The organism is Janthinobacterium sp. NKUCC06_STL (assembly GCF_019345455.1).
Lineage (GTDB): Bacteria > Pseudomonadota > Gammaproteobacteria > Burkholderiales > Burkholderiaceae_D > Janthinobacterium > Janthinobacterium rivuli.
Map to the genome: position 1 here is coordinate 1,969,722 of NZ_JAHKQY010000001.1, position 25,064 is coordinate 1,994,785.

The 25,064-nt window shown below is 61.6% G+C and carries 27 protein-coding genes; 4 read left to right on the forward strand and 23 right to left on the reverse strand.

Annotated features, from left to right (window positions below; translation table 11 throughout):
* Positions 1 to 138: 138 nt before the first annotated feature.
* Positions 139 to 1,083, reverse strand: a complete 945-nt coding sequence (locus KO539_RS08940) for a GlxA family transcriptional regulator (RefSeq protein ID WP_099761864.1) — start codon at positions 1,081 to 1,083, stop codon at positions 139 to 141.
* 131 nt (positions 1,084 to 1,214) lie between these two features.
* Here KO539_RS08940 and KO539_RS08945 point away from each other — a divergent pair, with 131 nt between their 5' ends.
* The 3 genes from KO539_RS08945 (at position 1,215) to KO539_RS08955 (ending at position 2,973) form a co-directional block, all read left to right on the forward strand.
* Positions 1,215 to 1,643: a MarR family winged helix-turn-helix transcriptional regulator gene (locus KO539_RS08945; protein ID WP_176389670.1), complete on the forward strand. Its 429-nt coding sequence runs from the start codon at positions 1,215 to 1,217 to the stop codon at positions 1,641 to 1,643.
* A gap of 45 nt (positions 1,644 to 1,688) precedes the next feature.
* Positions 1,689 to 1,973, forward strand: a complete 285-nt coding sequence (locus KO539_RS08950) for a hypothetical protein (protein ID WP_219308464.1) — start codon at positions 1,689 to 1,691, stop codon at positions 1,971 to 1,973.
* 151 nt (positions 1,974 to 2,124) lie between these two features.
* Positions 2,125 to 2,973 carry an HDOD domain-containing protein gene (locus KO539_RS08955; RefSeq protein WP_035822834.1) on the forward strand — a complete coding sequence of 283 codons (849 nt, stop codon included), beginning with the start codon at positions 2,125 to 2,127 and terminating at the stop codon, positions 2,971 to 2,973.
* On the opposite strand, the gene KO539_RS08960 is transcribed toward KO539_RS08955, so the two are convergent.
* The 9 genes from KO539_RS08960 to queA all read right to left on the reverse strand — a co-directional run bounded on the left by KO539_RS08960 (position 2,970) and on the right by queA (position 11,346).
* A complete protein-coding gene (locus KO539_RS08960) occupies positions 2,970 to 3,134 on the reverse strand; it encodes a hypothetical protein (RefSeq protein WP_219308711.1) in 165 nt (54 codons plus the stop codon). The two genes, KO539_RS08955 and KO539_RS08960, sit on opposite strands and share 4 nt — an antisense overlap.
* 188 nt (positions 3,135 to 3,322) lie before the next feature.
* The gene (locus tag KO539_RS08965; RefSeq protein WP_219308466.1) at positions 3,323 to 3,949 is read right to left on the reverse strand and encodes a glutathione S-transferase family protein; all 627 of its coding nucleotides are present in this window, start codon (positions 3,947 to 3,949) and stop codon (positions 3,323 to 3,325) included.
* 73 nt (positions 3,950 to 4,022) lie between these two features.
* Complete coding sequence (locus tag KO539_RS08970; RefSeq protein ID WP_219308468.1) at positions 4,023 to 4,724, reverse strand: YafY family protein; 702 nt, start codon at positions 4,722 to 4,724, stop codon at positions 4,023 to 4,025.
* Positions 4,721 to 5,470, reverse strand: a complete 750-nt coding sequence (locus KO539_RS08975; protein WP_219308470.1) for a hypothetical protein — start codon at positions 5,468 to 5,470, stop codon at positions 4,721 to 4,723. Before KO539_RS08975 ends, KO539_RS08970 begins: the two co-directional genes overlap by 4 nt.
* A gap of 75 nt (positions 5,471 to 5,545) precedes the next feature.
* Positions 5,546 to 6,568, reverse strand: coding sequence for a protein translocase subunit SecF (gene secF, locus KO539_RS08980; protein WP_219308472.1), 1,023 nt, complete (start codon positions 6,566 to 6,568; stop codon positions 5,546 to 5,548).
* An 89-nt stretch (positions 6,569 to 6,657) separates the two neighbouring features.
* Positions 6,658 to 8,523, reverse strand: a complete 1,866-nt coding sequence (gene secD, locus KO539_RS08985; protein ID WP_219308474.1) for a protein translocase subunit SecD — start codon at positions 8,521 to 8,523, stop codon at positions 6,658 to 6,660.
* 97 nt (positions 8,524 to 8,620) lie between these two features.
* A complete protein-coding gene (gene yajC / locus KO539_RS08990; protein WP_035822846.1) occupies positions 8,621 to 8,953 on the reverse strand; it encodes a preprotein translocase subunit YajC in 333 nt (110 codons plus the stop codon).
* A 196-nt stretch (positions 8,954 to 9,149) separates the two neighbouring features.
* Positions 9,150 to 10,289, reverse strand: a complete 1,140-nt coding sequence (gene tgt, locus KO539_RS08995) for a tRNA guanosine(34) transglycosylase Tgt (RefSeq protein ID WP_035822848.1) — start codon at positions 10,287 to 10,289, stop codon at positions 9,150 to 9,152.
* Position 10,290: 1 nt separating this feature from the next.
* Positions 10,291 to 11,346, reverse strand: a complete 1,056-nt coding sequence (gene queA, locus KO539_RS09000; protein WP_099376222.1) for a tRNA preQ1(34) S-adenosylmethionine ribosyltransferase-isomerase QueA — start codon at positions 11,344 to 11,346, stop codon at positions 10,291 to 10,293.
* Between the two features lie 178 nt (positions 11,347 to 11,524).
* Here queA and recG point away from each other — a divergent pair, with 178 nt between their 5' ends.
* Entirely contained in the window at positions 11,525 to 13,627 is a 2,103-nt protein-coding gene (gene recG, locus KO539_RS09005; protein WP_219308475.1) for an ATP-dependent DNA helicase RecG, read from the forward strand.
* Between the two features lie 109 nt (positions 13,628 to 13,736).
* Here the strand turns inward: recG and KO539_RS09010 are convergent, their stop codons facing one another.
* From KO539_RS09010 to KO539_RS09065, 13 genes are all read right to left on the reverse strand, one after another.
* Positions 13,737 to 14,228 (reverse strand): transposase, encoded by a 492-nt coding sequence (locus KO539_RS09010; protein ID WP_219308477.1) that lies wholly within the window; start codon positions 14,226 to 14,228, stop codon positions 13,737 to 13,739.
* 204 nt (positions 14,229 to 14,432) lie between these two features.
* Positions 14,433 to 14,558, reverse strand: coding sequence for a hypothetical protein (locus KO539_RS30130; protein WP_257626147.1), 126 nt, complete (start codon positions 14,556 to 14,558; stop codon positions 14,433 to 14,435).
* Positions 14,558 to 15,772 (reverse strand): MFS transporter, encoded by a 1,215-nt coding sequence (locus KO539_RS09015; protein WP_219308479.1) that lies wholly within the window; start codon positions 15,770 to 15,772, stop codon positions 14,558 to 14,560. The genes KO539_RS30130 and KO539_RS09015 overlap by 1 nt, the downstream gene beginning before the upstream one ends.
* Positions 15,773 to 15,783: 11 nt before the next feature.
* The gene (locus KO539_RS09020) at positions 15,784 to 16,773 is read right to left on the reverse strand and encodes a Gfo/Idh/MocA family protein (protein ID WP_219308481.1); all 990 of its coding nucleotides are present in this window, start codon (positions 16,771 to 16,773) and stop codon (positions 15,784 to 15,786) included.
* Position 16,774: 1 nt separating this feature from the next.
* Positions 16,775 to 17,593: a DUF3025 domain-containing protein gene (locus KO539_RS09025; protein WP_219308483.1), complete on the reverse strand. Its 819-nt coding sequence runs from the start codon at positions 17,591 to 17,593 to the stop codon at positions 16,775 to 16,777.
* A gap of 6 nt (positions 17,594 to 17,599) precedes the next feature.
* Complete coding sequence (pyrC, locus tag KO539_RS09030) at positions 17,600 to 18,664, reverse strand: dihydroorotase (RefSeq protein ID WP_035822857.1); 1,065 nt, start codon at positions 18,662 to 18,664, stop codon at positions 17,600 to 17,602.
* Positions 18,665 to 18,753: 89 nt separating this feature from the next.
* On the reverse strand, positions 18,754 to 19,089 hold the full coding sequence (locus KO539_RS09035) for a helix-turn-helix domain-containing protein (RefSeq protein ID WP_219308484.1): 336 nt from the start codon (positions 19,087 to 19,089) through the stop codon (positions 18,754 to 18,756).
* Entirely contained in the window at positions 19,067 to 19,456 is a 390-nt protein-coding gene (locus tag KO539_RS09040) for a type II toxin-antitoxin system RelE/ParE family toxin (protein WP_219308486.1), read from the reverse strand. The genes KO539_RS09035 and KO539_RS09040 overlap by 23 nt, the downstream gene beginning before the upstream one ends.
* Positions 19,457 to 19,722: 266 nt before the next feature.
* On the reverse strand, positions 19,723 to 20,448 hold the full coding sequence (locus tag KO539_RS09045) for an amino acid ABC transporter ATP-binding protein (RefSeq protein ID WP_035822858.1): 726 nt from the start codon (positions 20,446 to 20,448) through the stop codon (positions 19,723 to 19,725).
* A gap of 19 nt (positions 20,449 to 20,467) precedes the next feature.
* Positions 20,468 to 21,160, reverse strand: coding sequence for an amino acid ABC transporter permease (locus KO539_RS09050; RefSeq protein ID WP_219308488.1), 693 nt, complete (start codon positions 21,158 to 21,160; stop codon positions 20,468 to 20,470).
* Position 21,161: 1 nt separating this feature from the next.
* Positions 21,162 to 21,911: an amino acid ABC transporter permease gene (locus KO539_RS09055; protein WP_219308490.1), complete on the reverse strand. Its 750-nt coding sequence runs from the start codon at positions 21,909 to 21,911 to the stop codon at positions 21,162 to 21,164.
* 98 nt (positions 21,912 to 22,009) lie between these two features.
* Positions 22,010 to 22,966, reverse strand: a complete 957-nt coding sequence (locus KO539_RS09060) for an amino acid ABC transporter substrate-binding protein (protein WP_099404000.1) — start codon at positions 22,964 to 22,966, stop codon at positions 22,010 to 22,012.
* 195 nt (positions 22,967 to 23,161) lie between these two features.
* On the reverse strand, positions 23,162 to 25,012 hold the full coding sequence (locus KO539_RS09065; RefSeq protein ID WP_219308492.1) for an ABC transporter ATP-binding protein/permease: 1,851 nt from the start codon (positions 25,010 to 25,012) through the stop codon (positions 23,162 to 23,164).
* Positions 25,013 to 25,064: the final 52 nt, after the last annotated feature.

Below are 25,064 nucleotides of genomic sequence, written 5' to 3' on the forward strand. Positions count from 1 at the left end.
GCATTTCCCCATCAATATGTTAGGTACTCCGCAGCTACGACAGCTACGTGTGTACTGCATTATAAAAAGCGGGATGCTAAAACTCTTTTGAATCTGCGACAAGGATTTTCACAATTCATCACAGCCGGGCTTGCTTAATTACGCGGGAGGCATGAGCTTGCGCTGCCGCTCTTCCCGCGGCGTATTGCCAAACAGGGTGCCAAAGGCCGTGGAAAAGTGCGAACCGGAGGAAAAGCCGCACATCAGGCCGACTTGCACGATGGAATAATGTGTATCAAGCAACAATTGCCGCGAGCGCTGCAGGCGCAACTCCAGGTAGTAGCGCGACGGCAAACTGCCCAGGTATTGCTTGAACAGCCGCTCGAGCTGGCGCCGCGACAGGCCCACCAGACTGGCGATGTCGTCGGTCGACAGCGGTTCCTCGATATTGGCTTCCATCAAGGTCACCGCTTCAGACAGTTTCGGCTGCAGCACGCCGAAACGCGCCTGCAGGGCCACCCTCTGGCGCTCTTCCTTGCCGCGTACCTTGTCCACGCACAGCGCTTCCTTGACGAGGGCCTGCACGTCGGCGCCAAAGATGGTCTCGATCAGGGTCAGCGAAAAGTCGATGCTGGCCGCGCCGCCGCAACAGGTGATGTGCGGGCCGTCGATATCGAACAGGTGCGGCGTCAGGATGGCGCGTTCCGCCTTGGCTTCCGCATCCGCGTACAGGGCCCACGGCAAGGCGATGCGCACGCCATCCATGACGCCCGCGTCGGCCAGCCACAGCACGGCCGCGCCCACGCCGCCCCAGAATGGCGCCGAACGGCAGCGTTCGATCACGGCCCGGCACAGCTCGGCGCGCAACGGCGCTTCCGTTTCGTCGGCCACCAGCAGCGCGATATGCCAGTTGCCGCCCTGCGCGGCCACCTGTTCCGGCGTGCGCACGTCCAGTTGCAGGGCGTCCGGCCCCAGCGCCCGCGCGCACAGGCGCAGCGGCTGCACCAGGCCGGCCCAGGTGATCGACTCGGCATCGCCGGCATGCACCAGCAGCAAACGCAACGGTTTGTCGAGGCCGATACGGGAAAGATTAGCGAAGGACATCGGCGAGGCGGGCCAGGGGCAAGGGCTGAGTTGCCCACATGATACCGGACTTCCGCCCCATCGAGACCCGCGTGCAAGGGCGCATCCCGGCGCGGCGGAAAAAAGCGGGGCGGAAGGATATAATCACCCCCATGGGTGAACGATATTTAAAAAGTATCCGGCTGCTGGCCGAATGCATGCAAGGCTTCGAGCGGTTTTCTGGCGACTTCGTGCGCCAGTACGGCTTGACGCATGCGCAATTCGACATCATCGCCACGCTCGGCAACACCTCCGGCATGTCCTACAAGGAACTGGGCCAGAAAACCCTGATCACCAAGGGTACCTTGACGGGCGTGGTGGACCGGCTGGAACAAAAGGGGCTGGTGATACGCGAACGTTGTCCACGCGACAAGCGTTCCTATTACGTGCGCCTGAGCTGCGAGGGAGAACAGGTGTTCCATGACGTGTTCCCCAAGCTGACAAAACAGGGCCAGCGCCTGTTCGACGGCTATACCGAAGACGATTTCATACGTCTGGAAAGCACCCTGGCGGGCTTGAAACAGGCTATCGCCAACGGCTGACCATTCACCAAGCACAGACATTCAAACAAGACAAAGGAAACCAAGTTGAAAACCTCACTGCTCGAAGGCAAAAAGCCTGCTCATTTCGATAAACAGATCATCGGCAACCTGCTGCTCAACGCCAGCACGCCGGAACTGGTGCGCCAGGAAAAACTGATCATCGGCGTGCGCAACGAAGACGGCGAAATCTACCGCCTGATCGGCGCCACCAAGCACAACAGCTTCATGAACGCCGTCGAGGAATTGTTCGACCTGGGCTTGACGGATGAACTGGAAGACAGCGATGAGCTCGTTGAAGGCTGCGACGCGATATTTAGCGAAGCAGACTGATAACGCTCGCGTTATCAAAAGAGGCATGCCGCCGATACCGGGGCATGCCTTTTTCCGTTTACGGGGCTTTGCTTGCCTTTTGCTAAGCTGTTTGCGAAAAGATCATGGTTAAAAAGTTCCGTACGGAAATATTGCGAGTATAATTTTTTCAATGAACAGACTCGACGCCTTTAAAAGCATCGCCGCACAAGCCGCTCGTGGCGAGCTGACCTTTCCTGCCAATGTGGACGCTTCGCTCAAGCTGCAAGAGGCGCTGGCCGATCCCGACTGCCATATCGAGGCCGCCGCCAAGCTGGTGCAGGCCGACCCGCTGCTGGCCGCGCGCACAGTGGCCATCGCCAATTCCGTGGCGTTCAACCGTTCCGGCAATGAAATCACCAGCGTGCGCAACGCCGTGCAGCGGCTCGGCGTGCGTACCCTGCAATCGGTGGTGGCATCGCTGATCGTGCGCCAGCTGGGCAGCACCATCACAGATCCCGTGCTGCAAGCGAAGGCCAACCAGCTGTGGGAGCATACGGCCCACGTGGCGGCCCTGTCGCAGGTACTGGCCCGCCGCGTCACCAAGGTGGACCCCGATACGGCCCTGTTTGCCGGGATCATGCATGAAGTGGGCGGTTTTTATCTGCTGTCGCGCGCGGCCGAATTTCCCGGCATCCTCGACGGCGAACCGGAAGACTGGGTCGAACATGGCGAACAGGCCATCGGCCACGGCGTACTGGCCAAACTGAAGGTGCCGGAAGCGGTGATGGGCGCCATCGGTGCGCTGTGGGAAGGCTTGCGCGCCATTCCGCCCGAATCGCTGGGCGACACCCTGCTGCTGGCGAATGACCTGGCGCCCGTCTCGTCGCCCCTCAACGAAAGCCCGGCCGCCATCGCCGTGCGGGCCGCCCGCGCCGCCGGCAGCATCGATTGCGTGATCGGCGACGATGCGACCTTGTCGAGCATCATGGAAGAATCGGACGATGAAGTGCAGTCGCTGCTGAAGGTGCTGGTGCACTAGGCAGCAGGCTTCTTGCTCGCTGGCGGCAGCGCCGCCGGCTTGAGCGTATCGACGATCAGCACATGCTTGTCCATGGCCTGCGTTCCCTGCTTTTGCTGGACGACTTGCGTGGCGACCGCCCTGGTACTCAACAGGGGTTTCGGATGGCGTGGCATGAACATGGCGTACCTGCTGGAAGTGGGGTGCATCCCATCTGCGCAGCGATTATCAATTTATCAAGCCGCTATTCAAAAAAAAAACCCGCTCGAAAGCGGGTAAAGTCCAAAGCTAGGGATGTCCTGAAAGAGACAGCCCTATCTTATGCGTTGCGCCGCGCCGGCTCCGTGCGCTGGCACACTTAGCGCGCAGATTATCCCGGCAACAGCTCCACATCCGTTTCCTGCCAGGCGCGCAGCTGCCGCACACGGGCAAACCACGCCTGGATATGCTGGTACTGCGCCAGCGGCAGCCGCACGGCCTCGCTGTACATCAGCGGCGCGGCCACGGCGAAATCGGCCAGGGTCACATCGTCTCCGTGGATCCAGCGGCGCCCCGCCAGATGCGCGTCCAGCACCACGGCACACTCATGCAGGTCGCGCTCGCCGCGCGCCTCTTCCAGCGGATCCGCCGGACCATTACCCGTCATGCCCTTCCAGGCGCGTTCCCAGGCCAGCACGCTGATGGCCGGCGCGAAGTGCTGCGCGGCCCAGAACAGCCAGCGGTTGACGTCGGCGCGGGCTTGCGGCGCCTGCGGATAAAGCGTCTGACCCGGCACCTGCTCGGCCAGGTATTGCATGATGGCGCACGATTCCCACAGCAGGAAATCACCATCGGCCAGCACGGGCACCTTGCCGTTCGGGTTCAGTTCGCCCAGGCGGCGGCGGTCGTCCGCATTCATCAAGTCGACTACGGCCAGTTCCAGAGGCAGGCCGAGGTGGATCGCCGTCATCAGGGCACGGCGGGCATTCGAGGACATGGGGTGGTGGTACAGGCGCATGGTAGATGGCTCCGGTGAGTGAGGAAGCCACCATCGTAGTCGCCGTCACTGACAGTTTTTGTCAGGAGCGAAATCAGGATTCCGGATCAATCTCGTGCGCCTTGCGCCAGGCATCGAGCAGCACGTGGCGCCGCGTGGGATAGCGTTCCTCGTGCTGCCGCACGCTGGCGATGCGGTCGATGCGGAAATGCCGGTAATCGCCGCGCAGCTCGCACCAGGCGGCCAGCAGGCGCTTGCCTTCGAAAAAGGCCAGCGCGAACGGCCACACCGTGCGCGAGGTGGCGCTGCCCTGCTCATCCTGATAGGCGAGCGTGATTTTCTGTTCGTAGCGGATCGCTTCGCGCACGGGCTGCACGTAACGGTCGGCCGCCTGCGTGCCATCGGCGGGGCGCCCCAGCGGCACCCACAAGCTGGTCTCGGCCATGCTGTCGCGCAGGTCGCGCGGCGAGGCGGCCGCGATCTTGGCCAGGGCATTGCTGGCCGCCTGCGCCAGGCCCGCATCGCCCTGCCGGCGCACCCAGCGCGCGCCCAGCACCAGCGCTTCCAGTTCATCGGGACCGAACATCAGCGGCGGCAGGAAGGCGCCACGGCGCAGCACATAGCCGATGCCCGCTTCGCCCTGCAGGGGCGCGCCCAGTTCGGCCAGGGTCTGGATATCGCGGTAAATCGTGCGCTCGGAAACGCCCAGCTGCTGCGCCAGCTGGGCCGCCGTGACGGGCACGCGCCTGGCGCGCATGGCGTCCATCAGCAGGAACAAACGGCCGCTGCGGCTCATGGACAGCCCTGCAAGGCCTGGTCGCCCATGACGAGGGCCGACAAGGCAGGCACATACAGATAGCCGTCTGGCGCCAGGCGCGCCGCGCGCGTGCCCTCGTCCACGCCGGCAATGCCGTAGCAGTGCTGCAGGCGGGCGGCGGCCGGCCACCAGTAGACGGCCGCCTCCTGGTCGGGAAAGCGCTGGCGCACGCTCTCAGCCTGCGCCGCCACTTGCCGGAAGTCGCGGTAAAAGGCGGGCGCAATGCCCAGCTGCGCGGCAAACGCCGCTTCCAGCGCCGCCGTCTCTGCCAATTGAGCCGCCAGCGCTTGCGTTTCACTGTCCAGGTCCTCGGTCGCCACGCCCGCTTCGACCAAGGTGCGCCGCAGCTGCACCCGGTCCGCCTGCGCGCGCAAAAAGGCCGATTCCTGCAGCGCCAGCACGGCGTCCATCGGAATGCTCTTGCCGCGAGCAGCGGGAAAAACGTACAGGGCGCAGCTGCCTGCGCACACGGTGTCGACGGCGATATCGAGCCGCAGCTGGCGCACCATGCGTCCCAGCTGCATCGCCGCCTGCGCGTCGCCAGCATCGCTATTGACGCGCAACAGCCTGGTGTCCGGCGTGGCCAGCCGCCGCAGCTTGTCCACGTCCCCCTCGGCGACCGGGCCGCGCATGGTGATGCTATCGTTGCCAGTGCGGCTGAAATCGGCGGCGCCGGCCAATGCCGTCACGCCCGCCATCATACCTACGCATAAAAAACGCTTCATCGTCATCCACCACAAAAAAAAACGACCACCGCAAACGGTGATCGTTCTTCATTCAAGCTGCAAAAAACCCTGCGCTTACACCACGGCGCCGTCGGTTTCGTCTTTTTCCTTGACCGGCTTGATCAAGTCTTCGCGCTTGACGCCCAGCCACATGGCGATCGAGGCCGCGACGAACACGGACGAGTAAATACCGAAGCAGATACCGATGGTCAGCGCCAGTGCGAAGTGGTGCAGGGTCTGCCCGCCGAAGACCAGCATCGACAGCACCATCATCTGGGTCGAGCCGTGGGTGATGATGGTACGCGAAATGGTGCTGGTGATCGCACTGTCGATCACTTCATGCACGGTTGCCTTGCGCTGCTTGCGGAAGTTTTCGCGGATACGGTCAAAGATCACCACCGATTCGTTGACGGAATAGCCGAGCACCGCCAGGATCGCCGCCAGTACCGTCAGCGAGAATTCCCACTGGAAGAAAGCGAAGAAGCCCAGGATGATGACCACGTCATGCAAGTTGGCGATAATCGCCGAGACAGCGTATTTCCATTCGAAGCGCACGGCCAGATAAGCCATCACGCCCAGAATCACCATCACCAGCGCGTTCAAGCCATTCTGCTTCAGTTCCTCGCCCACTTGCGGACCGACGAATTCGACCTTCTGCAGTACCACCGCTTCATTGCCGGCGGCATCCATGCAGGCGTTCTTGAGCACATGCTCGCCCTTGTCGGTGACGGTATCGATGCCCTTGGTCGTGCCCTGCTCGGCCTTGCACAGCGCGTCAAACACGCGCTGCGAGGTGTTCGCGGCGCTGACGCCATTTTCCACCGGCAGGCGGATCATCACGTCGCGCGCCGTATCGAAGCTGGTCACGCCCGGCTCTTCGTAGCCCATCTTGATCAGGGTGCCGCGTATGCCTTCGAGGTTGGCCGCTTTCGGGTACTTCACCTCCATCAGGGTACCGCCCTTGAATTCCACGGACAGGTGCAAGCCCTTGTGGAACAGGAAGAAGACGGCGGCAAGGAAGGTCACGGCCGAGATGACGTTGAAAATCAACGCATGGCGCATGAAGGGAATATCTTTTTTGATCCGGAAAAATTCCATGAAATCCTCTGAGTTCTATTCTGTACGTCCGGCGGCTGTGCCTCCGGACGCTATCGCTGTTGACGCTATTCGGTAAGTCGGGCCGTCGCTTATTTGCTCGCGCCCGGCACCCACACCGTGCCGATCGACAAGGTCGTCAGCTTTTTCTTGCGGCCATACCAGAGGTTGACCACGCCGCGCGAGACGAACACGGAGGAGAACATCGAGGTCAGAATACCCAGGCAATGCACGACAGCGAAGCCGCGCACAGGACCGCTGCCGAAGGCCAGCAATGCCAGGCCGACGATCAGGGTGGTCACGTTCGAGTCGAGAATCGTGGCCCAGGCGCGGTCGAAGCCAGCGGCGATCGCCGCTTGCGGCGTATTGCCGGCGCGCAGCTCTTCGCGGATACGTTCATTGATCAGCACGTTGGCGTCAATCGCCATGCCCAGCGCCAGCGCGATAGCGGCGATACCGGGCAAGGTCAACGTCACCTGGATCATCGACAGCAAGGCGATCAGCAACAGCAGGTTGGCCGCCAGGGCCAGCACGCTGAAGGCGCCGAACAGCATGTAATAGGCGATCATGAAGATGGCGATGGCGATGAAACCGTACAGGGTCGAGTGGAAGCCCTTGGCGATGTTTTCCGCGCCCAGTTGCGGTCCGATCGTGCGTTCTTCGATGACGGTCATCGGTGCGGACAGGGCGCCCGAGCGCAGCAGCAGCGCCAGTTCATTCGCGTTTTCCGCGCCGCCCATGCCGGTGATCTGGAAGCGCGAACCGAGTTCCTGCTGGATGGTGGCAACCGACAGCACTTCCGGCTTGCCCTTTTCAAACAGCACGATGGCCATGCGCTTGCCGACTCTTTCGCGCGTCGCTTCGCGCATCTTGCGGCCGCCGTCGCCGTTCAGGTCGATCGATACGGCCGCTTGCTGGTTCTGGTCGAAGCTGGCCGTGGCGCTGGAGATATAGTCGCCCGTCAGGATCACGTCTTTCGCCAGCACGACAGGGACACCCTTGCCGACGGTGAACAGTTCCGAGTTGAATGGAATGGCGCTCGACAGTTCGGTGCCAGGCACGATGCTTTCATCGACCAGGCGCACTTCCAGGGTCGCCGTGCGGCCGATGATGGCTTTCGCGCGGGCCACGTCCTGCACGCCAGGCAATTGCACCACGATGCGGTCAGGACCTTGCTGCTGGATCAGCGGCTCGGCCACGCCCAGCTCGTTGACGCGCTTGGACAGGGTGGAGATATTCTGTTTCACGCCTTCGTCGATGGTCGCCTTCAGGGCGGCCGGTTTCAGCGTGATGTTCAGTTTCAGGTCGCTGCCTTCGCCCGCATCGGCGAACGCCAGTTCCGTCATCTGGTCGGACAAGACATTCTTTGCCTTCAGGCGCGTTTCCGCGTCACGGAAGTTGATCTGCACGCTGTCACCCACGCGCTCGATGCCGGCGTGGCGGATATTCTTGTCGCGCAACACGCTACGCGAAGCGGACTGGACGCCTTGGACTTTCTTGTTCAGTACGGCTTTCGCATCGACCTGCATCAGGAAGTGCACGCCACCGCGCAAGTCCAGGCCCAGGAACATGGGCAAGGCATGCAGCTTTTGCATCCACATCGGGGTATTGGCTTGCAGGTTGACCGTCACGATGTACGCGGGATCGGTGGAATCGGGATTGAGGTCCTTTTCCAGCACCAGTTTCGCCTTGAACTGGGTATCGGGATCGGCGAAACGCACGCGCACGGAGGCGAGGTTGCCGGCGCCATCCATGGTGACACCTTCCGACTTGACGTTTTCTTTCGTCAATATTTGCTCGACTTGCGTCATCAGATCGCCCGTCACTTTGACGGTCGACTTGCCGCTGGTTACTTGCAGCGCCGGTGATTCACCGAAATAATTGGGCGCCGTATAAAGTGCGCCCAGCAATAAGGCGACGACGATGATGATGTATTTCCAGGCAGGATAGCGATTCATAGTGATTCAGCGTTCAGTGTTGAGCGTCGGAGGCGTCCCGAGGGGCGGCGGATAGCCGCCCCGGGTCTATCATTGCCGAGGCAATGACAGCGAGGAATTACAGTGCCTTCAGGGTGCCTTTAGGCAGCAAGGTGGTAATGGAGCTCTTTTGCACCGTGATTTCGGTGCCGGCCGCCACTTCGATGGTGACGTAAGCGTCCACTACCTTGACAACACGGCCCAGCATGCCGCCGGCGGTGACGACTTCGTCACCCTTGGCCAGCGCGTCCATCATCGCCCGTTGTTCTTTGGCGCGTTTTTGCTGTGGGCGGATCATCAGGAAATACATGACCACGAACATCAATACCAGCGGCAGGAAGCTGGTCAGGTTGCCGCCGAGGCCCAGGGCTTCGGTTGGGGCTTGCGCATAAGCGTTGGAAATGAAAAACACGGTGACTCCAGTTCTAATCAGTTTGAAAAAATAGCGCTGTATTCTAGCATTGGCTATACGTCATAACCCGAATTGCAGCCATGGCAACTTTAAATGGGGCTAAAAAAGCATTATGCAATGCTTTATCGCCCCAGTCCAAGCACCAATACACAAAACTTCCGGCCATGCTGCCGCCAGGGTGCAAGCTAAGGATTTCTTAAGTTCCGCGTGCGCGTTCCGCGTGGAATTGCAGCGTAAACGCGTGGAAACGGTCTTCGTCCAGTGCCTCGCGCATCTGGCGCATCAAGTCCAGGTAGTAATGCAGGTTGTGGATGGTATTGAGGCGCGCGCCGAGGATTTCCTTGGAGCGGTGCAGATGGTGCAGGTAGGCGCGCGAAAAATTGCGGCAGGCGTAGCAGCTGCAGGTCTCGTCGAGCGGCGCCTGGTCTTCCTTGTACTTGGCGTTCTTGATCTTGATGTCGCCAAAACGGGTAAACAGCCAGCCATTGCGGGCGTTACGCGTCGGCATGACGCAGTCGAACATGTCGATACCGTTCGAGACGCCCGCCACCAGGTCTTCCGGCGTGCCCACGCCCATCAGGTAATGCGGCTTGTTGGCCGGCAGGCGCGGGCCCACGTGGGCCAGCATGCGCATCATGTCTTCCTTCGGTTCGCCGACGGACAGGCCGCCGATGGCGATGCCGGGAAAATCGATCTCTTCGAGCTTGGCCAGGGACTCGTCGCGCAGCATTTCGAACATGCCGCCCTGCACGATGCCGAACAGCGCATTCGGGTTTTCACCGCGGTGGAACTCGTCCTTCGAGCGCTGCGCCCAGCGCAAGGACATGCGCATGGACTTGGCCGCTTCCTCGATGGTAGCCGGGCGGCCCTGGATTTCGTATGGCGTGCATTCGTCGAACTGCATGACGATGTCGGAATTCAAGACGCGCTGCACCTGCATCGACACTTCCGGCGAGAGGAACAATTTATCGCCGTTGATGGGCGAATTGAAATGCACACCCTCTTCCGTGATCTTGCGCATGGCGCCCAGCGAAAACACCTGGAAACCGCCCGAATCCGTCAAAATCGGCTTGTTCCAGCCCATGAAGCCATGCAAGCCGCCGAATTTTTCCATGACGGTGTTGCCTGGACGCAACCACAGGTGAAACGTGTTGCCCAAAATGATCTGCGCGTCGATCTCGTTCAGTTCCAGCGGCGACATGGCTTTCACGGAGCCGTAAGTGCCCACTGGCATGAAGATCGGCGTCTGCACGACACCATGGTTGAGTTTCAAGGTGCCGCGGCGTGCCTTGGTCAGGCCGCTCGTGTCGGTCTTGAGTAGTTTAAATTCCAGCATGTCAGTCTTTCACGGGAGTATCAAGGTTCAACGGAGCGCGCGATTGCGTGGTGAGAAGCATCGCGTCGCCATAGCTGAAGAAACGGTAATTCTGCGCGATCGCATGCGCGTAGGCGCTGCGGATCGGCTCATAGCCGGCAAAGGCCGACACCAGCATCAGCAGGGTCGACTTCGGCAAATGGAAGTTGGTGATCAAACGCGTGACCGTTTTAAACGCATAGCCGGGCGTGATGAACAGGGCCGTGTCGGCGCTGCCCGCCACCAACTGGCCGCTTTGCGAGGCCGATTCCAGCGCGCGCAGGCTGGTCGTGCCGACGGCCACCACGTCGCGCCCGGCAAGTTGGGCGGCGCGCACGGCGTCGACGGTTTCCTGCGGCATGGTGTACCACTCGGTATGCATCTTGTGCTCGGCCAGCACTTCCGTGCGCACGGGCTGGAAGGTGCCGGCGCCCACATGCAGGGTCACATAGGCAAAGTTGACGCCCTTGGCCTTCAATTGATCGAGCAGGGCCTGGTCGAAATGCAGACCGGCCGTCGGCGCGGCGACGGCGCCGGGCACCTTGTTGAAGACCGTCTGATAGCGCGTCTCGTCGAATTCGTCCGCATCGTGCTCGATGTACGGCGGCAGCGGCAAACGGCCATGCGCCTCGATCAGCTCGAACACGTCGGCCTCGAAGTGCAAAGTGAAGAATTCGCCGGCGCGCTGGCCGACCGTCACATCGAAGGCATCGGCCAGGCGGATGCGGCAGCCGGGCGGCGGCGACTTCGACGCGCGCACCTGGGCCAGCACGGTGCGCTCATCAAGTACGCGCTCGACGAGCGCCTCGATCTTGCCACCGCTTTCCTTGACGCCAAAGAAGCGTGCTTTCAGCACGCGGGTATCGTTCATCACCAGCAGGTCGCCCGCCTGCAACAGCCCGACGATGTCGGCAAAGCTGCGGTCGACCAGGGCGTCGCCGTCCAGATGCAACAGGCGCGAGGCGCTGCGCTCGGCCAACGGAGTTTGCGCAATGTTTTCTTGCGGCAAATTAAAATCGAAATCGGAAAGCGAATACATGCGTTTTGCTTCAAAAGTACGTCAAAAATGATTAGGAGTGCGCAATGGAACATCTGGCACTATACTGTGCGCCTATACAGGCATTACAATAATCCGCCGCAACAATTTACAACCGCGGTACGCACAGGGTGTGCCGGACAACCCTCTATTTTACGCTAGCGGCACAAAAATCTCCGATATGTCCGAACCCAAGCCCGATCTTCCTCCCGCAGCCAAGCCGGCCGCCAAGCCGAAAGCCGTCAAAAAAGTGGTCAGCACGGAAAGCCGGCTGGCCAAACTGGGCTTGCGCACGGATATGGACCTGGTGCTGCACCTGCCGATGCGCTACGAGGACGAGACCAAGGTCTACACCATACGCGACGCCTGCCTGCGCGGTGGCGAGTCGTGGCAAGTCGAGGGCATCGTCACCAAGTGCGAAGTCAATTTCAAGCCGCGCAAGCAATTGCTGGTGACGATCGCCGACGAAACGGGCAATTTGCTGCTGCGCTTCATGAATTTTTATGGCAGTCAGGTCAAGCAGCTGGCCGAAGGTACGCGCGTGCGTGCGCGCGCCGAACTCAAACACGGTTTTTTTGGCGCCGAGATGGTGCACCCGACGTATAAGGTGGTCAACGAAGGCGCGCCGCTGCCGACGGCCCTGACGCCCGTGTACCCGTCCGGCGAAGGCCTGTCGCAGCACGTGCTGCGGCGCGAGATCGCCGACGCCATGCGCCGCATCGACTGGCAAGACACCTTGCCGGACGAGCTGCTGCGTCAGATGCAGCTGTCGCCGTTCCGCGCCGCCGTGCACCTGCTGCACTATCCGCCGCAGGACATCGATGAAAGCGCGCTGATGGACCGCTCGCACCCGGCCTGGGTGCGCATGAAGTTCGATGAGCTGCTGGCGCAGCAGCTGTCGCTGAAACGCGCCCAGCGCGCGCGCCGCTCGAAAGGCGCGGCCTCCTTGCCCATCGTCGGCACCCTGTCGAATGCCTTCGGCGCCGCCCTGCCCTTCAAGCTGACGGGCGCACAGGCGCGCGTGCTCGAAGAAATCCGCGCCGACCTGCACCAGCCGTATCCGATGCAGCGTCTGCTGCAGGGCGACGTCGGCAGCGGCAAGACGGTCGTCGCCGCCCTGTCCGCCACGCAGGCGATCGACAGCGGCTACCAGGCCGCGCTGATGGCGCCCACGGAGATCCTGGCGGAACAGCACTTCCGCAAGATCGCCGCCTGGATGGAGCCGCTGGGCGTGAAGGTGGCCTGGCTGACGGGCAGCCTGAAGAAAAAGGAAAAGACGGCGGCGCTGGCCCTGATCGAATCGGGCGAAGCGCAACTGGTGATCGGCACGCATGCGCTGATCCAGGATAACGTGCTGTTTGCCAAACTGGGCCTGGTCATCGTCGACGAGCAGCACCGCTTCGGCGTGGGCCAGCGCCTGACCCTGCGCAACAAGGGCGACAGCGCGGCCGTGCCGCACCAGCTGATGATGTCGGCCACGCCGATCCCGCGCACCCTGGCCATGACGTATTACGCCGACCTGGAAGTGTCGGTGATCGACGAGCTGCCGCCCGGACGCAGCCCCATCGTCACGCGCGCCATCGACCAGAACCGGCGCGACGAAGTCATCGCCCGCGTGTATGCGGCCGCACTGGAAGGCCGGCAGGTGTACTGGGTCTGCCCGCTGATCGAGGAGTCGGAAGCGCTGCAGCTGCAGACGGCCACCGACACCTACATGATGCTGGCCGAAGCCCTGCCTGCGCTGCAGGTCGGCCTCGTGCACGGCCGCTTGAAACCGGCGGAAAAGCAGGAAGTGATGGATGCGTTCATCGCCGGCCATATCCACGTGCTGGTGGCCACCACCGTCATCGAGGTGGGCGTCGACGTGCCGAACGCCTCGCTGATGGTGATCGAGCACGCCGAGCGTTTCGGCTTGTCGCAGCTGCACCAGCTGCGTGGCCGCGTGGGCCGCGGCACGGCGGCCAGCGTCTGCCTGCTGCTGTACCAGGGTCCCCTGGGCGGCGTGGCGCGCCAGCGTTTGATGACCATGCGCGAGACGACGGACGGTTTTGAAATCGCGCGCCGCGACCTGGAAATCCGCGGCCCCGGAGAATTCCTCGGCGCGCGCCAGTCCGGCCAGGCCATGCTGCGCTTCGCCGATCTGGAAACGGATCAATGGCTGGTAGACCAGGCCCGCGACGTGGCGCACGATCTGCTGCACGCCACCACGACGGCCGCAGCGGCCACCGTGGAAGCGCACCTGGCGCGCTGGCTCGGTGGGAAAGAGGAATTTTTGAAGGTGTAGCTCTTACATTGCATGTCGGATTACGCGCTTTGCGCTAATCCGACCTACTCACGACGCAAACAGTAGGTCGGATTAGCGTAGCGTAATCCGACAACATTGTTGACCCCGCCTACTCCCGCCCGACACCCGCCACATCCACACCATCCCCGCCCCAATCCGCAGCACACCATCCCTGCCTTGCATACCGGTGAAAACTGGAATACGGCCAATCGATGACTTTACTCACAAGACCATGCTTGACGGGGTTGTAGTGGATGTAATCGACGTGGTTTGCGAAGTCGCTTTCGTCACGCAAGACGTGCTTCCAATACCGCTGCTGCCAGACATTTTCAAGATCGCAGCGCTTGCTGAACCACGTCTTGATCAAGCGCCAGCGCGTCATGAAATCGGCATCACTATCCGGCAAGGTCCAGATGCAATGCAGGTGATCAGGAAGGATGACGATGGCATCGATAGCGAATGGCCGTTTATGGCGCACGGCGCGGAAAGCGTCGCGCAGCAAATCCACGGCCGTGGCAGTGGCAAAAACAGGCCGGCGGTGGGCCGTCACCACCGTGAAAAAAAAGCTGCCGCCTGGCTGGGATGCGCGTCGGTATCGCATGGTTTCGTGGGTGTTGTCGGATTACGGCCTTTGGCCTAAGCGCCGTTGGTATTGTTTATTTTCGGGTGTTGTCGGATTACGGCCTTCGGCCTAATCCGACCTACGCGAAAATACTGCGGCAGGTCGGGTAGGTCGGATTAGCGTAGCGTAATCCGACTCATAGCGTAATCCGACTTTTCGCAAACCGCATTGCGCCCGCGCAGCCTACATGCACATCCAGAAGCGGTTCGCCAGGTCGAGCATGAAGTCGGGCCGCAGATAGGCCAGGAAGACAATGGCCAGCAGCGCGGCGCCAGCCAGGCGCCACAGCCATTTGCGCCAACTGGCCATTACGCGGCCACCGCCACGCGCTTGACGGCGCGCTCGTCGATGGGCAGGTTGATCAGCGCGGCCAGCAAGCCCAGACCGATGGTGATCATCCACACGATGTGGTAACTGCCCTGGTGCTCGTACAGATAGCCGCCCAGCCACGCCCCGAGGAAACTGCCCACCTGGTGCGAGAAGAACACCATCCCGGCCAGCATCGACAAATGCTTCACGCCGAAGATGCCGGCGATGATGCCGTTCGTCAGCGGCACGGTCGACAGCCACAGCACGCCCATGCCGGCGGCGAACAGGTACACGGACCACGCCGACAATGGCGCCAGCAGGAACACGGTGATGACCACGGCGCGCGTCACGTAGATGGCCGACAGCAGGTAGCGCTTGGCGATCTTGCCGCCGAGTTTGCCCGCGTAGTAGGAGCCGACGATGTTGAACAGGCCGATCAGCGCCAGCGCCGTGACGGCGATGTTCGGATTCATCAGACCCTGGTCCTTCAGGTAGGCCGGCAAGTGCACGCCGATGAAGACGAGCTGGAAACCGCAGACAAAATACCCGGCCAGCAGCAGCCAGAACGAACGGCTGGCGATGGCTTCGCTGAAGGCGGCGCCCACGCTTTGCTGCGGGCCGCTGGTGTGCGAGACGGGCGGCTCGCGCAAATAAAAGGCCATCGGGATCATGGCCAGCAGCACCAGCGCGGCCAGCACATAAAAGGCGTTTTGCCAGCCCACGGCGGAAATCAGCTGCTGCTCGACGGGCATCATCAGGAACTGGCCGAACGAGCCGGCCGCTGACGAAATACCGAAGGCCCACGAGCGCTGCTCGGGCGGCGCGCTGCGGCCGATGATGCCGCTGATGGCGCCAAACGCCGTGCAGGCCAGCGCCAGGCCGATAAAGACGCCGGAACCGACGATGAACAGGGTCGGCTGCGTGACGAGCGCCATCCACACGAGGCCCGCCATGTAGCTGATGGCGCCGACGATGACGACGCGCATGGTGCCGAAACGGTCGGCCGCCATGCCGGCGAACGGGCCGAAGACGCCCCACATCAGGTTTTGCATGGCCAGCGCCAGCGAATACGTTTCGCGCGTCCAGCCATTCGCTTGCGAGATCGGCTGCATCCAGAAGCCCAGGCCGTGGCGCACGCCCATCGCCAGGGTCAGGACGACGCCGCTGGCGATGAGAACAGTTTTCAGGCTGGGTCGGGATGAGTGCAATGTCATGGGGTTCCTGTTTACGCCTGGTCGGCTTGGTAGACGAGGCCAATCTGGCCGCGCATGGTGTCAAGGTTGCGCATCAGCGCCACGCTGTCGGCGTACGGCATGAGGGGGCTTTCCAGCAGGCCGGCGCGGATGCAGCGCATCGCTTCGATGGCCTCATGCGCATAGCCATTGCCCAGGTGCGGCGCGGCAACGACGCGGCGTGCGCCATCCATCGTTTCGACGATCAGCTGATCGGGCTTGTAAAAGCGGCTGGGCAGGCGGATGCGTCCCAGGCTGCCGGAAATGGTCATTTCCGTGGGGGTCTGCGCGCGCAGGCTGCAGGCGCACGACGAGGTGCCGCCGCCCGCGTGCAGCAGCGAGAACACGACCTGCTCATCGACACCCGTGGCGCCCATCTCGGCCAGCGCCTGCACCTGCGATACAGGCCCGAGGAAGAAGGCCGCCATCGACAGCGGATAGATGCCCACGTCGAGCAACGCACCGCCGCCCAGTTCCGGGTTGAACATGCGGTGTTCGGGCGGGAAATTGGCGACGAAGCCGATATCGGCCTGCACCTGCCGCAGTACGCCGATCTCGCCGCTGGCGATGATGCGCTGCGCTTCCTGCACGGCGGGCAGGAAGCGGCTCCACATGGCTTCCATCAAAAACAGTTTTTTGTCGCGCGCCAGATCAACCACGGCCTGCGCTTCGCGCGCATTCATGGTGAACGGCTTTTCGCACACGACGTGCTTGCCGGCGGCCAGGCACAGCAAGGCATTTTCAGCATGCAGGGTGTGCGGCGTGGCGATGTAGATCACGTCCACGTCAGGGTCCATGGCCAGCGCCTCGTAGGAACCGTGGCAACGCCCGATGCCGAATTCGGCGCCGAAAGCCTGTGCGCCAGCCTCGCTGCGCGAGGCGACCGCCACCAGTTGCGCACCGGGCGCGTCACGCAAGCCATTGGCCATCGCGCGGGCGATCTTGCCGGTGCCGAGGATGCCCCAGCGGACGGTATTTTCCATGCTATTGATCTCTTTCTGCGCCAGCCACCTTGCGCTTCGGGCGGAACACCGCCGCGTCATTGTAAAAATCGTCGTCCTGGCCTTCGCACCAGCCGGGCAAACCGAGCACGGGCAGTGGCGTGAAGTCCGCCGTGGTGAGGCCTTGCTGAGCCAGGTCTTGCGCCACCCGCTCGTCGAGCCAGGCGCGGCGTGCCGCATCGTCGAGCGCAAAGTAGGCGTCGCCGGCAAAGATCACGCGCGTATGCGCCGTGATGGCCTTGCGCGGCGCTACCAGTTTTTCCATCAGCGCGTGGCCGAACAACCAGATATCGGCGTCGCCGCCCGCGCCAAATTTGTCGCGCTGCGCGATGAAGGCGCTGCGCCAGTCGTGCCCGCGCAAGGCCGCGTCCAGCGCGCGCCCCGCGTCGCTGTCGCGCAGCACCAGCAAGGCGGAGTTCTCGTCAAAGATCGTCGCGCCATCGCGCGCGGGACCACGCGATTTTCCGACGCCCGACAGGGCGATCTGCGCCGCCTGCAGCGCGTTCAATTGCCGCTTGATGCGGGGGAAGGTGAGCCACACGAGCGCGTTGAAAAAATCGTGCAGATTGTCGCGCGTGGGCACGCCGCCCGTCGCGCCGATGAACTCTTCGTAAGCCACGCCTTCGGGCAGGTCCGCTTGCGGCACGAAAGCCAGCGGCAAGCCAGTGGGATTGCGCAAGTCCAGCGCCCGCGCCCGTGCGTTCAGCGCGGCAATCACCGTGTCGCGCTGCAGATCCAGTTGCCGTCGCGCCGGCAGCACCGTGGCAAACCAGGGGCGGGTCCAGTCTATCGATGGCAGCATGAACGCTTAGACCATTTTCCAGTTGATCTGCTCGCCCGCGTTGAGCGGAATGACATGGCTGTCGCCCAGCGGCAGCGAGGCTGGCAAGGTCCAGCTTTCGCGCTTCAGGGTGATAGTGTCCGTGTTGCGCGGCACGCCGTAGAAGGCCGGGCCGTGGAAGCTGGCAAACGCTTCCAGTTTATCGAGCGCGCCGGCCCGTTCGAACGCTTCCGCATACATTTCCATCGCGTGCAGGGCCGTGTAGCAACCGGCGCAGCCGCAGGCCATTTCCTTGGCGCCCTGCGCATGCGGCGCCGAATCCGTGCCGAGGAAGAAGCGCTCGTCGCCGCTGGCGGCGGCCGTCATCAGGGCCAGGCGGTGCTCTTCGCGCTTCAGGATAGGCAGGCAGTAGTAATGGGGGCGGATACCGCCCTTGAAAATCTCGTTGCGGTTGTACAGCAGATGATGCGCCGTGATGGTGGCGGCGATCGGGCCTTCCGCTTCGGCCACGTACTGCGCCGCATCCTTGGTGGTGATGTGTTCGAACACGACGGACAGGGCCGGGAAGGCGCTGCGCAGCGGACGCATCACGCGCTCGATGAAGACGGCTTCGCGGTCAAAAATGTCGATTTCCGGGTCCGTCACTTCGCCGTGCACGAGGAAGGGCATGCCCACTTCCTGCATCACTTCGAGCACCTTGTAGCAATTCTTCAGATCCGTCACGCCCAGATCGGAATTCGTCGTGGCGCCAGCCGGATACAGTTTCACAGCTTGCACGATGCCGCTGTCCTGCGCGCGGCGAATTTCGTCGGGCGAGGTGTTGTTCGTCAGGTACAGCACCATCAGCGGATCGAAGTTCACGCCTTGCGGCACGGCGGCCAGGATGCGCTCGCGGTAGGCGCTGGCATCGGCCGTGGTGGTGACGGGCGGTTTCAGGTTCGGCATGACGATGGCGCGGCCGAACTGGCGCGCGCTGTGCGGCAGCACGCTGGCCATGACGGCGCCGTCGCGCAGGTGCAGATGCCAGTCATCCGGACGGGTGATGGTGATGGAAGATGGAACGGCGACTGGGGTGTGATCGAGTGTGGACATGGCGGCTGCTCTCAGGCGGTCATTACGAATAGCGCCATTTTACCAGCCGCGGGGCCGCGGCACAGGCGGAGAAAACCGGTGAGGAATGCTCAGGCGACAGCCAGTTTCAGGTGGCCGATGGCGTTGGCTGCCGGCTTGACGCTGATCTCGATGTCGTAACCTAGGCGGTTCAGGCAATCCATCAGCTTGCGTTCGGACAGGCCGGAAAAATCGCCGCGCAGCATGCCCGACACCTTGGGCTGGGCGATGCCCATGCGCCGTGCCGCTTCTTCCTGCGTCAATTCCAGCTTGTGCATGGCATTGCGGATCTCGCCCACCAGGCCGGACTTGATTTGCAGCTTGTCGGCGCCGGGCAGTCCCAGGTCGGCAAAGACGTTGCCGCTGGACAGCTCAAACTCGGTCTCATCGATGGTACGTTTTTTCATGACGTAACTCCTCTATCCATTGTTGTGCACTGTGCAGGCGGGCGCGCACCAGATCCATTTCCTGCTTCGGCGTCGCGATACCGCTCTTGCTCTTCTTTTGGAAGCAGTGCAGCACGAAGACCGCCTCCTCGAACTTCACCGTGTAGACGGCGCGATATGTGCCACCCGCATCATCGTCGACAATTTCCAGCACGCCCGCACAACCAAAACCATGCAACACCTTGGCGCTGTCGTGCCGGTCGCCGCGCTGCGCCAGATCCAGCGCATGGCCAAAAAACGAGCGGATGCCCACAGGCAGGGCCATCAATTCTTTCTTGGTGGAAGCAACCCACACCAGCGGCTTGTGCGGCTTTGCAATGATCTTCATAAATTATACCTTTATTAGTATAATTTGGAAGGATTTGGCTGGAAAAGAATCAGCGTACGGCGGATTGAATGACGATCGTTTGCGGCAAGCCAAGCCCGGCCGCCTGACGGACGGCAAAACGGCCGGTATCAACCGGCCGCTTGTGGCATGAGAACGAAGAAAATCAGAGCGATGTCAACGGCGATCTTGTCATGCCCAGCGCCAGCATGGCATCGGCAATTTGTTTCATGACCGGCATTCGCCCCCAGCTTCAAAGCGAAGAAAGATCAATGGATGATCTTGGCAAGGAAATCGCGCGCGCGGTCCGAGCGCGTGGTGTTGAAGAAGTCGTCCTTGCTGCAATCTTCGATGATCTTGCCCTGGTCCATGAAGACGATGCGGTTGGCCACCCGCTTGGCAAAGCCCATTTCGTGCGTGACGACCATCATCGTCATGCCTTCCTGCGCCAGGCCCACCATCACGTCGAGCACTTCATTGATCATTTCCGGATCGAGCGCCGATGTCGGCTCGTCGAACAGCATGGCGATCGGATCCATCGACAGCGCGCGGGCGATCGCCACGCGCTGCTGCTGGCCGCCCGACAGCTGGCCGGGGAATTTGTCCTGCTGCGACAGCAGGCCCACGCGGTCCAGGTATTTCAAACCCTTGGCATTGGCTTCGTCGGCGCTGCGGCCCAGCACCTTGATCTGGCCGATGGTGAGGTTTTCGCGGATCGACAGGTGCGGAAACAGCTCGAAATTCTGGAACACCATGCCGATGCGCGCGCGCAGTTTCGACAAATTCGTTTTCGGATCGTTGACGCTGATGCCGTCGACGAAGATCTGCCCCTGCTGGATCGGCTCGAGGCCGTTGACGGTCTTGATCAGGGTCGACTTGCCGGAGCCGGACGGGCCGCAAATGACCATCACGTCGCCCTTGGCGACATTGGTGGTGCAGTCGGTCAGTACCTGGAACTGGCCATACCATTTGCTGACGTTATTGAGTTCAATCATCTTGTTCTTTCTTTTACGGTTAGCGAATGATGGCGACGCGTTTCTGCAGGCGTTTTACCAGGAACGACAAGGCATAGCACAGCACGAAATACACGACGGCGACAAACACGTACATCTCCACCAGGCGGCCGTCGCGCTGGGCGATCTTCGAGGCGGCACCGACGAAATCGGGGATCGACAGCACGTACACGAGCGACACGTCCTGGAACAGCACGATGGTTTGCGTCAGCAGCACGGGGATCATGTTGCGGAACGCTTGCGGCAGCACGATGAAGGCCATGGTCTGCGAGTAGTTCATGCCCAGCGCCTGGCCGGCCCAGACCTGGCCACGCGGGATCGACTGTATGCCGCTGCGCATGATCTCGCAATAGTATGCCGCCTCGAACATGATGAAGGTGATCAGCGCGGAGGAGAACGCGCCCACTTTCACGGGTTCTTCCGCGCCGATGATCCAGGCGGCGATGTATGGCACCAGGAAGTAGAACCAGAAGATCACCAGCACCAGCGGAATCGAGCGTATCAGGTTGACGTAGCTCGATGCCACGCCCGAGATGAGGCGGTTGCCGGACAAGCGCATCAGCGCCAGCAGGGTGCCCAGCACGATGCCGCCCACCATGGACAGCGCCGTCAGTTTGAGGGTAAACACCATCCCGGTCTGGAACAGGTAGACCCACGAGCGGGAGATGACATCGAAGTCGAAATTACCGAACATATCAATGTCCTCCCGTCTTGGCGCCGGCGACGATGAAGCCCGGAATGGCGACCTTTTTCTCGATCAGGTGCATCAGCACCACCACCAGCAGATTGACGACGACGTAGATGATGGTGGCGGCCGAAAACGCTTCAAATACCTGGAACGAGAATTCCTGGATGGCGCGCGCGCTGGCCGTCAGTTCGATCAGGCCGATGGTCAGCGCCACGGAACTGTTCTTGATGATGTTCAAAAATTCGCTGGTCAGCGGCGGCATGATGACGCGCGCGGCCATCGGCAGCAAAATGAAGCGGTAGGTTTGCGGCAGGGTCAGGCCCAGCGCCGTGCCGGCCAGTTTCTGCCCGCGCGGCAGCGCCTCGATGCCCGTCGTGACCTGCACCGCCACGCGCGAGGAAGTAAAGAATCCCAGGCACAGCACGGCCGTGACGAACGGCGCATTGGGCAGCGACTTGACCCAGGCGCCCAGGTCAGGCGGCAGCAGTTCCGGCATGACGAAATACCAGAGGAACATCTGCACCAGCAGCGGCACGTTGCGGAACAGTTCGACGTAGGCATTGGCCACGCCCACCAGCCATTTGTTCGGCAGGGTGCGGATGGTGCCGATCACCAGGCCCAATATCAGCGCCATGATCCAGGCCGTACCGGCCGTGGCCAGGGTCCAGATCAGGCCGGACCACAGGGTGTCCATATACGTGCCCACGCCATCGGGAGAAATCTCCCAGAAAATGCGCCAATTCCAGTTGTAATTCATGATCATCCTTCGCATGCAGCCCGAGGACAGCGGCCAGCCGGCCGCCCGCCCCGCAAATAAAACGGGAGGCTTGCGCCCCCCGATTTGTTACGCAATCTTTACTTTTTCCGTTTGTCCGACGTCTTCTGCGCTTCCGGTACGGCCGCATAGGCCGCCGGGTCACCGGAGTCGGTCGGGTTGGTAAACACGGCCTTCAATTGCGGCGGCATGGGGAATTTCAGGTTGATGTTTTTCGGCGGGATCGGCGAGGTAAACCATTTCGCGTAAATGCGGTTGATGTCGTCGCTCTTGTACAGGCGGATCAGCGCATCGTCGACCACTTTCTTGAAGGCGGGATCGCCCTTGCGCAGCATGATGCCGTACGGCTCGACCGACAGCGCTTCCTTGGTGATTTCGTAGTCGTTCGGGTTTTTCGAGTTGGCCACTTGCGAGGCCAGCAAAATGTCGTCGTTGGCTTCAGCCACCGCGCGGCCCGTTTCCAGCATCAGGAACGATTCAGGATGGTCCTTGCCGACGGCGATATTCATGCCCAGGTTTTTTTCCTTGTTCAGGATCGTCATCTGCTTGATGGTCGAGGTGCCGGCCGTAGCGACCAGGGTCTTGCCGCGCAAGTCTTCCAGTGTCTTGATGTTCGAGGATTTTTTCGACAGCACGCGGTTGCCGATGACGAACATGGTGGGGGCGAACGCCACCTGCTGCTGGCGCTCCAGGTTGTTCGTCGTCGAGCCGCATTCGAGGTCGATGGTGCCGTTGGCCATCAGCGGAATGCGGTTGGCCGAGGTGACGGGGCTCATCACCACTTTCAGTTCGCTCAGGCCCAGATGCTTTTGCAGGGCCGTGACGACTTTCATGCACAGGTCGATCGAATAACCCTGATATTGCTGCTTGTCATCGAGATAGGAGAAGGGCACGGAGCCGTCGCGCACGCCGAGGGTGACGGAACCGGCTTTCTTGATCTTGGCCAAGGTGCCGGTCAATTCCTGAGCCTGGACTGGCGACATGCTGCTGATGACACCGACGCTGAGCAGCGTGGCGATGATTTTGGTCAATTTCATAAATTCTCCTGGGCGGACAAACCGGATGGACTCCGAACGAAACAACTGTGGTGCAGACGCCACCAATGGAATTAATTTTATTTCATTTTCAGCACCCGACCAGCCATTTTCTGCGATTGCCCGCAAATAGGCGCTATACGCGCGCCGGAATCAGCGCGGCTGTAGCATTTTTCCTACTGATTTCACATTCCCGATTTATTTTGCCGGCGCCAGACCCGCCAACTCGTCCTCTTGCGCCTCATCATCCATATTCGCCTGCTGGCGTTGCCACATCTGCGCGTACAGGCCATTCGCGGCCAGCAATTGTGGATGCGTGCCCCGCTCGACGATGCGGCCATGGTCGAACACCAGGATTTGCTGGGCGTCGGCCACCGTCGACAAACGGTGCGCAATCACCAGGGTGGTGCGATTTTTGGCGATCTCTTTCAGCTGCGACTGAATCGCCTGCTCGGCCTTTGAATCGAGCGCAGACGTGGCTTCGTCGAAGATCAATATCGCCGGGTCTTTCAGCAGGGTGCGGGCGATGGCCACGCGCTGCTTTTCGCCACCCGACAGTTTCAAACCCCGCTCGCCCACCATGGAGTTGTAGCCATCTGGCAAGCTTTCAATAAAATCATGGATCGATGCCGCTTTGGCGGCCGCCACGATGGCGTCCTTGCTGGCGCCCGGCTTGCCATAGGCGATGTTGTATTCGATGGTGTCGTTGAACAGCACCGTGTCCTGCGGCACGATGCCGATGGCCGCGCGCAGGGAGTCCTGCGTGATGCCGCGCAAGTCCTGGCCATCGATGGTGATGCCGCCGCCATCGACTTCATAGAAGCGGAACAGCAAGCGCGACAAGGTCGACTTGCCCGAGCCGCTGTGGCCCACCACGGCCGTCGTCGTGCCGGCAGGAATCTGGAAATCCACGTCGAACAGGATTTGCCGCTTGGCTTCATAGCTGAAATTCACGTGGTCAAAACGCACGGCTGCGCCCCGCGTGACGAGCGGCTTGGCGTCCGGCGTATCGGCGATTTCACGGTTTTCGTTCAGCAAGGAAAACAGGCGCTCCATGTCGGCCAGGCTTTGCTTGATTTCGCGGTAAATGACGCCCAGGAAATTGAGGGGAATATACAGCTGGATCATGAAGGCATTCACCAGCACCAGGTCGCCCAGGGTCATCGTGCCGGCGATCACGCCCACCGTGGCGCGCCACAGGATCAGGGTGACGGCCGTGGCGATGATCAGGGACTGGCCCGTATTGAGCAGGGAGAGGGAAGTCTGCGATTTCACGGCCGCCGATTCATAGCGCTGCAAGCCTTCATCGTAGCGCTTCGCTTCGTAATCCTCGTTGCCGAAATATTTCACGGTTTCATAGTTGATCAGCGAATCGATGGCCTTGGTATTGGCTTTCGAGTCGAGGTCGTTCATGGTGCGGCGGAAATGCGTGCGCCAGTTCGTCACCAGCACGGTAAACGCGATGTAGGACACCAGCGCCACGGCCGTGATCACGGTGAACCAGATGTCGTAATGCAAGACCAGGTAACCGAGCACGAGGGTGATTTCCACCAGGGTCGGCAAGATGTTGAACAGGGTATAGGAAATGAGCGAGCCGACGCTGCGCGTGCCCCGTTCGATGTCGCGCGTCATGCCGCCCGTCTGGCGGTTCAAATGAAAACGCAGGGACAGCGCATGCAGGTGGCGGAACACTTGCAGGGCGATGGTGCGCACGGCCCGCTGCGTGACCCGGGCGAACAGGAATTCGCGCAGTTCCGTAAACAAGGTGGTCGACAGCCGCAGCAAGCCGTAGGCCACCAGCAAGCCGACGGGCAGCACCAGCAGCGCTTGCGGATGCGCCGCCGTGATCGTCATGGCGTCGACGAGTTTTTTCAGGATCAAGGGCACGCCCACGTTGGCCAGCTTGGCGCCCACCAGGCATAGCAGCGCCAGCAATACTCTCCATTTGTAGACCCAGAGATACGGCAACAAGGTCTTGATGGTGGCGAAATCGCTGTGGCTGGCAGAGGCTGGCGAGCGGGGCGGAGGGGGAGTCTGGGAACGGCGCATGGCGAATGTCGGCTTTTTATGGTTCAATCGGGGCAATTGTAGCCTTTCATGA

Coding starts and splice junctions, on each gene's coding strand:
- KO539_RS08975 (WP_219308470.1), bottom strand. CDS start 5,470: ATGAAGCGTTTTTTATGCGTAGGTATGATGGCGGGCGTGACGGCATTG.
- KO539_RS09010 (WP_219308477.1), bottom strand. CDS start 14,228: ATGCGATACCGACGCGCATCCCAGCCAGGCGGCAGCTTTTTTTTCACG.
- pyrC (WP_035822857.1), bottom strand. CDS start 18,664: ATGTCCACACTCGATCACACCCCAGTCGCCGTTCCATCTTCCATCACC.
- KO539_RS09045 (WP_035822858.1), bottom strand. CDS start 20,448: ATGATTGAACTCAATAACGTCAGCAAATGGTATGGCCAGTTCCAGGTA.
- KO539_RS08970 (WP_219308468.1), bottom strand. CDS start 4,724: ATGAGCCGCAGCGGCCGTTTGTTCCTGCTGATGGACGCCATGCGCGCC.
- KO539_RS08960 (WP_219308711.1), bottom strand. CDS start 3,134: ATGTTCATGCCACGCCATCCGAAACCCCTGTTGAGTACCAGGGCGGTC.
- tgt (WP_035822848.1), bottom strand. CDS start 10,289: ATGCTGGAATTTAAACTACTCAAGACCGACACGAGCGGCCTGACCAAG.
- KO539_RS09025 (WP_219308483.1), bottom strand. CDS start 17,593: ATGCTGCCATCGATAGACTGGACCCGCCCCTGGTTTGCCACGGTGCTG.
- KO539_RS30130 (WP_257626147.1), bottom strand. CDS start 14,558: ATGGCCAGTTGGCGCAAATGGCTGTGGCGCCTGGCTGGCGCCGCGCTG.
- KO539_RS08940 (WP_099761864.1), bottom strand. CDS start 1,083: ATGTCCTTCGCTAATCTTTCCCGTATCGGCCTCGACAAACCGTTGCGT.
- secD (WP_219308474.1), bottom strand. CDS start 8,523: ATGAATCGCTATCCTGCCTGGAAATACATCATCATCGTCGTCGCCTTA.
- KO539_RS08965 (WP_219308466.1), bottom strand. CDS start 3,949: ATGCGCCTGTACCACCACCCCATGTCCTCGAATGCCCGCCGTGCCCTG.
- KO539_RS09065 (WP_219308492.1), bottom strand. CDS start 25,012: ATGCGCCGTTCCCAGACTCCCCCTCCGCCCCGCTCGCCAGCCTCTGCC.
- KO539_RS09020 (WP_219308481.1), bottom strand. CDS start 16,773: ATGGAAAATACCGTCCGCTGGGGCATCCTCGGCACCGGCAAGATCGCC.
- KO539_RS09035 (WP_219308484.1), bottom strand. CDS start 19,089: ATGAAAAAACGTACCATCGATGAGACCGAGTTTGAGCTGTCCAGCGGC.
- KO539_RS08955 (WP_035822834.1), top strand. CDS start 2,125: ATGAACAGACTCGACGCCTTTAAAAGCATCGCCGCACAAGCCGCTCGT.
- KO539_RS08945 (WP_176389670.1), top strand. CDS start 1,215: ATGGGTGAACGATATTTAAAAAGTATCCGGCTGCTGGCCGAATGCATG.
- secF (WP_219308472.1), bottom strand. CDS start 6,568: ATGGAATTTTTCCGGATCAAAAAAGATATTCCCTTCATGCGCCATGCG.
- queA (WP_099376222.1), bottom strand. CDS start 11,346: ATGTATTCGCTTTCCGATTTCGATTTTAATTTGCCGCAAGAAAACATT.
- recG (WP_219308475.1), top strand. CDS start 11,525: ATGTCCGAACCCAAGCCCGATCTTCCTCCCGCAGCCAAGCCGGCCGCC.
- KO539_RS09050 (WP_219308488.1), bottom strand. CDS start 21,160: ATGTTCGGTAATTTCGACTTCGATGTCATCTCCCGCTCGTGGGTCTAC.
- KO539_RS09055 (WP_219308490.1), bottom strand. CDS start 21,911: ATGAATTACAACTGGAATTGGCGCATTTTCTGGGAGATTTCTCCCGAT.
- KO539_RS09015 (WP_219308479.1), bottom strand. CDS start 15,772: ATGACATTGCACTCATCCCGACCCAGCCTGAAAACTGTTCTCATCGCC.
- KO539_RS09040 (WP_219308486.1), bottom strand. CDS start 19,456: ATGAAGATCATTGCAAAGCCGCACAAGCCGCTGGTGTGGGTTGCTTCC.
- KO539_RS09060 (WP_099404000.1), bottom strand. CDS start 22,966: ATGAAATTGACCAAAATCATCGCCACGCTGCTCAGCGTCGGTGTCATC.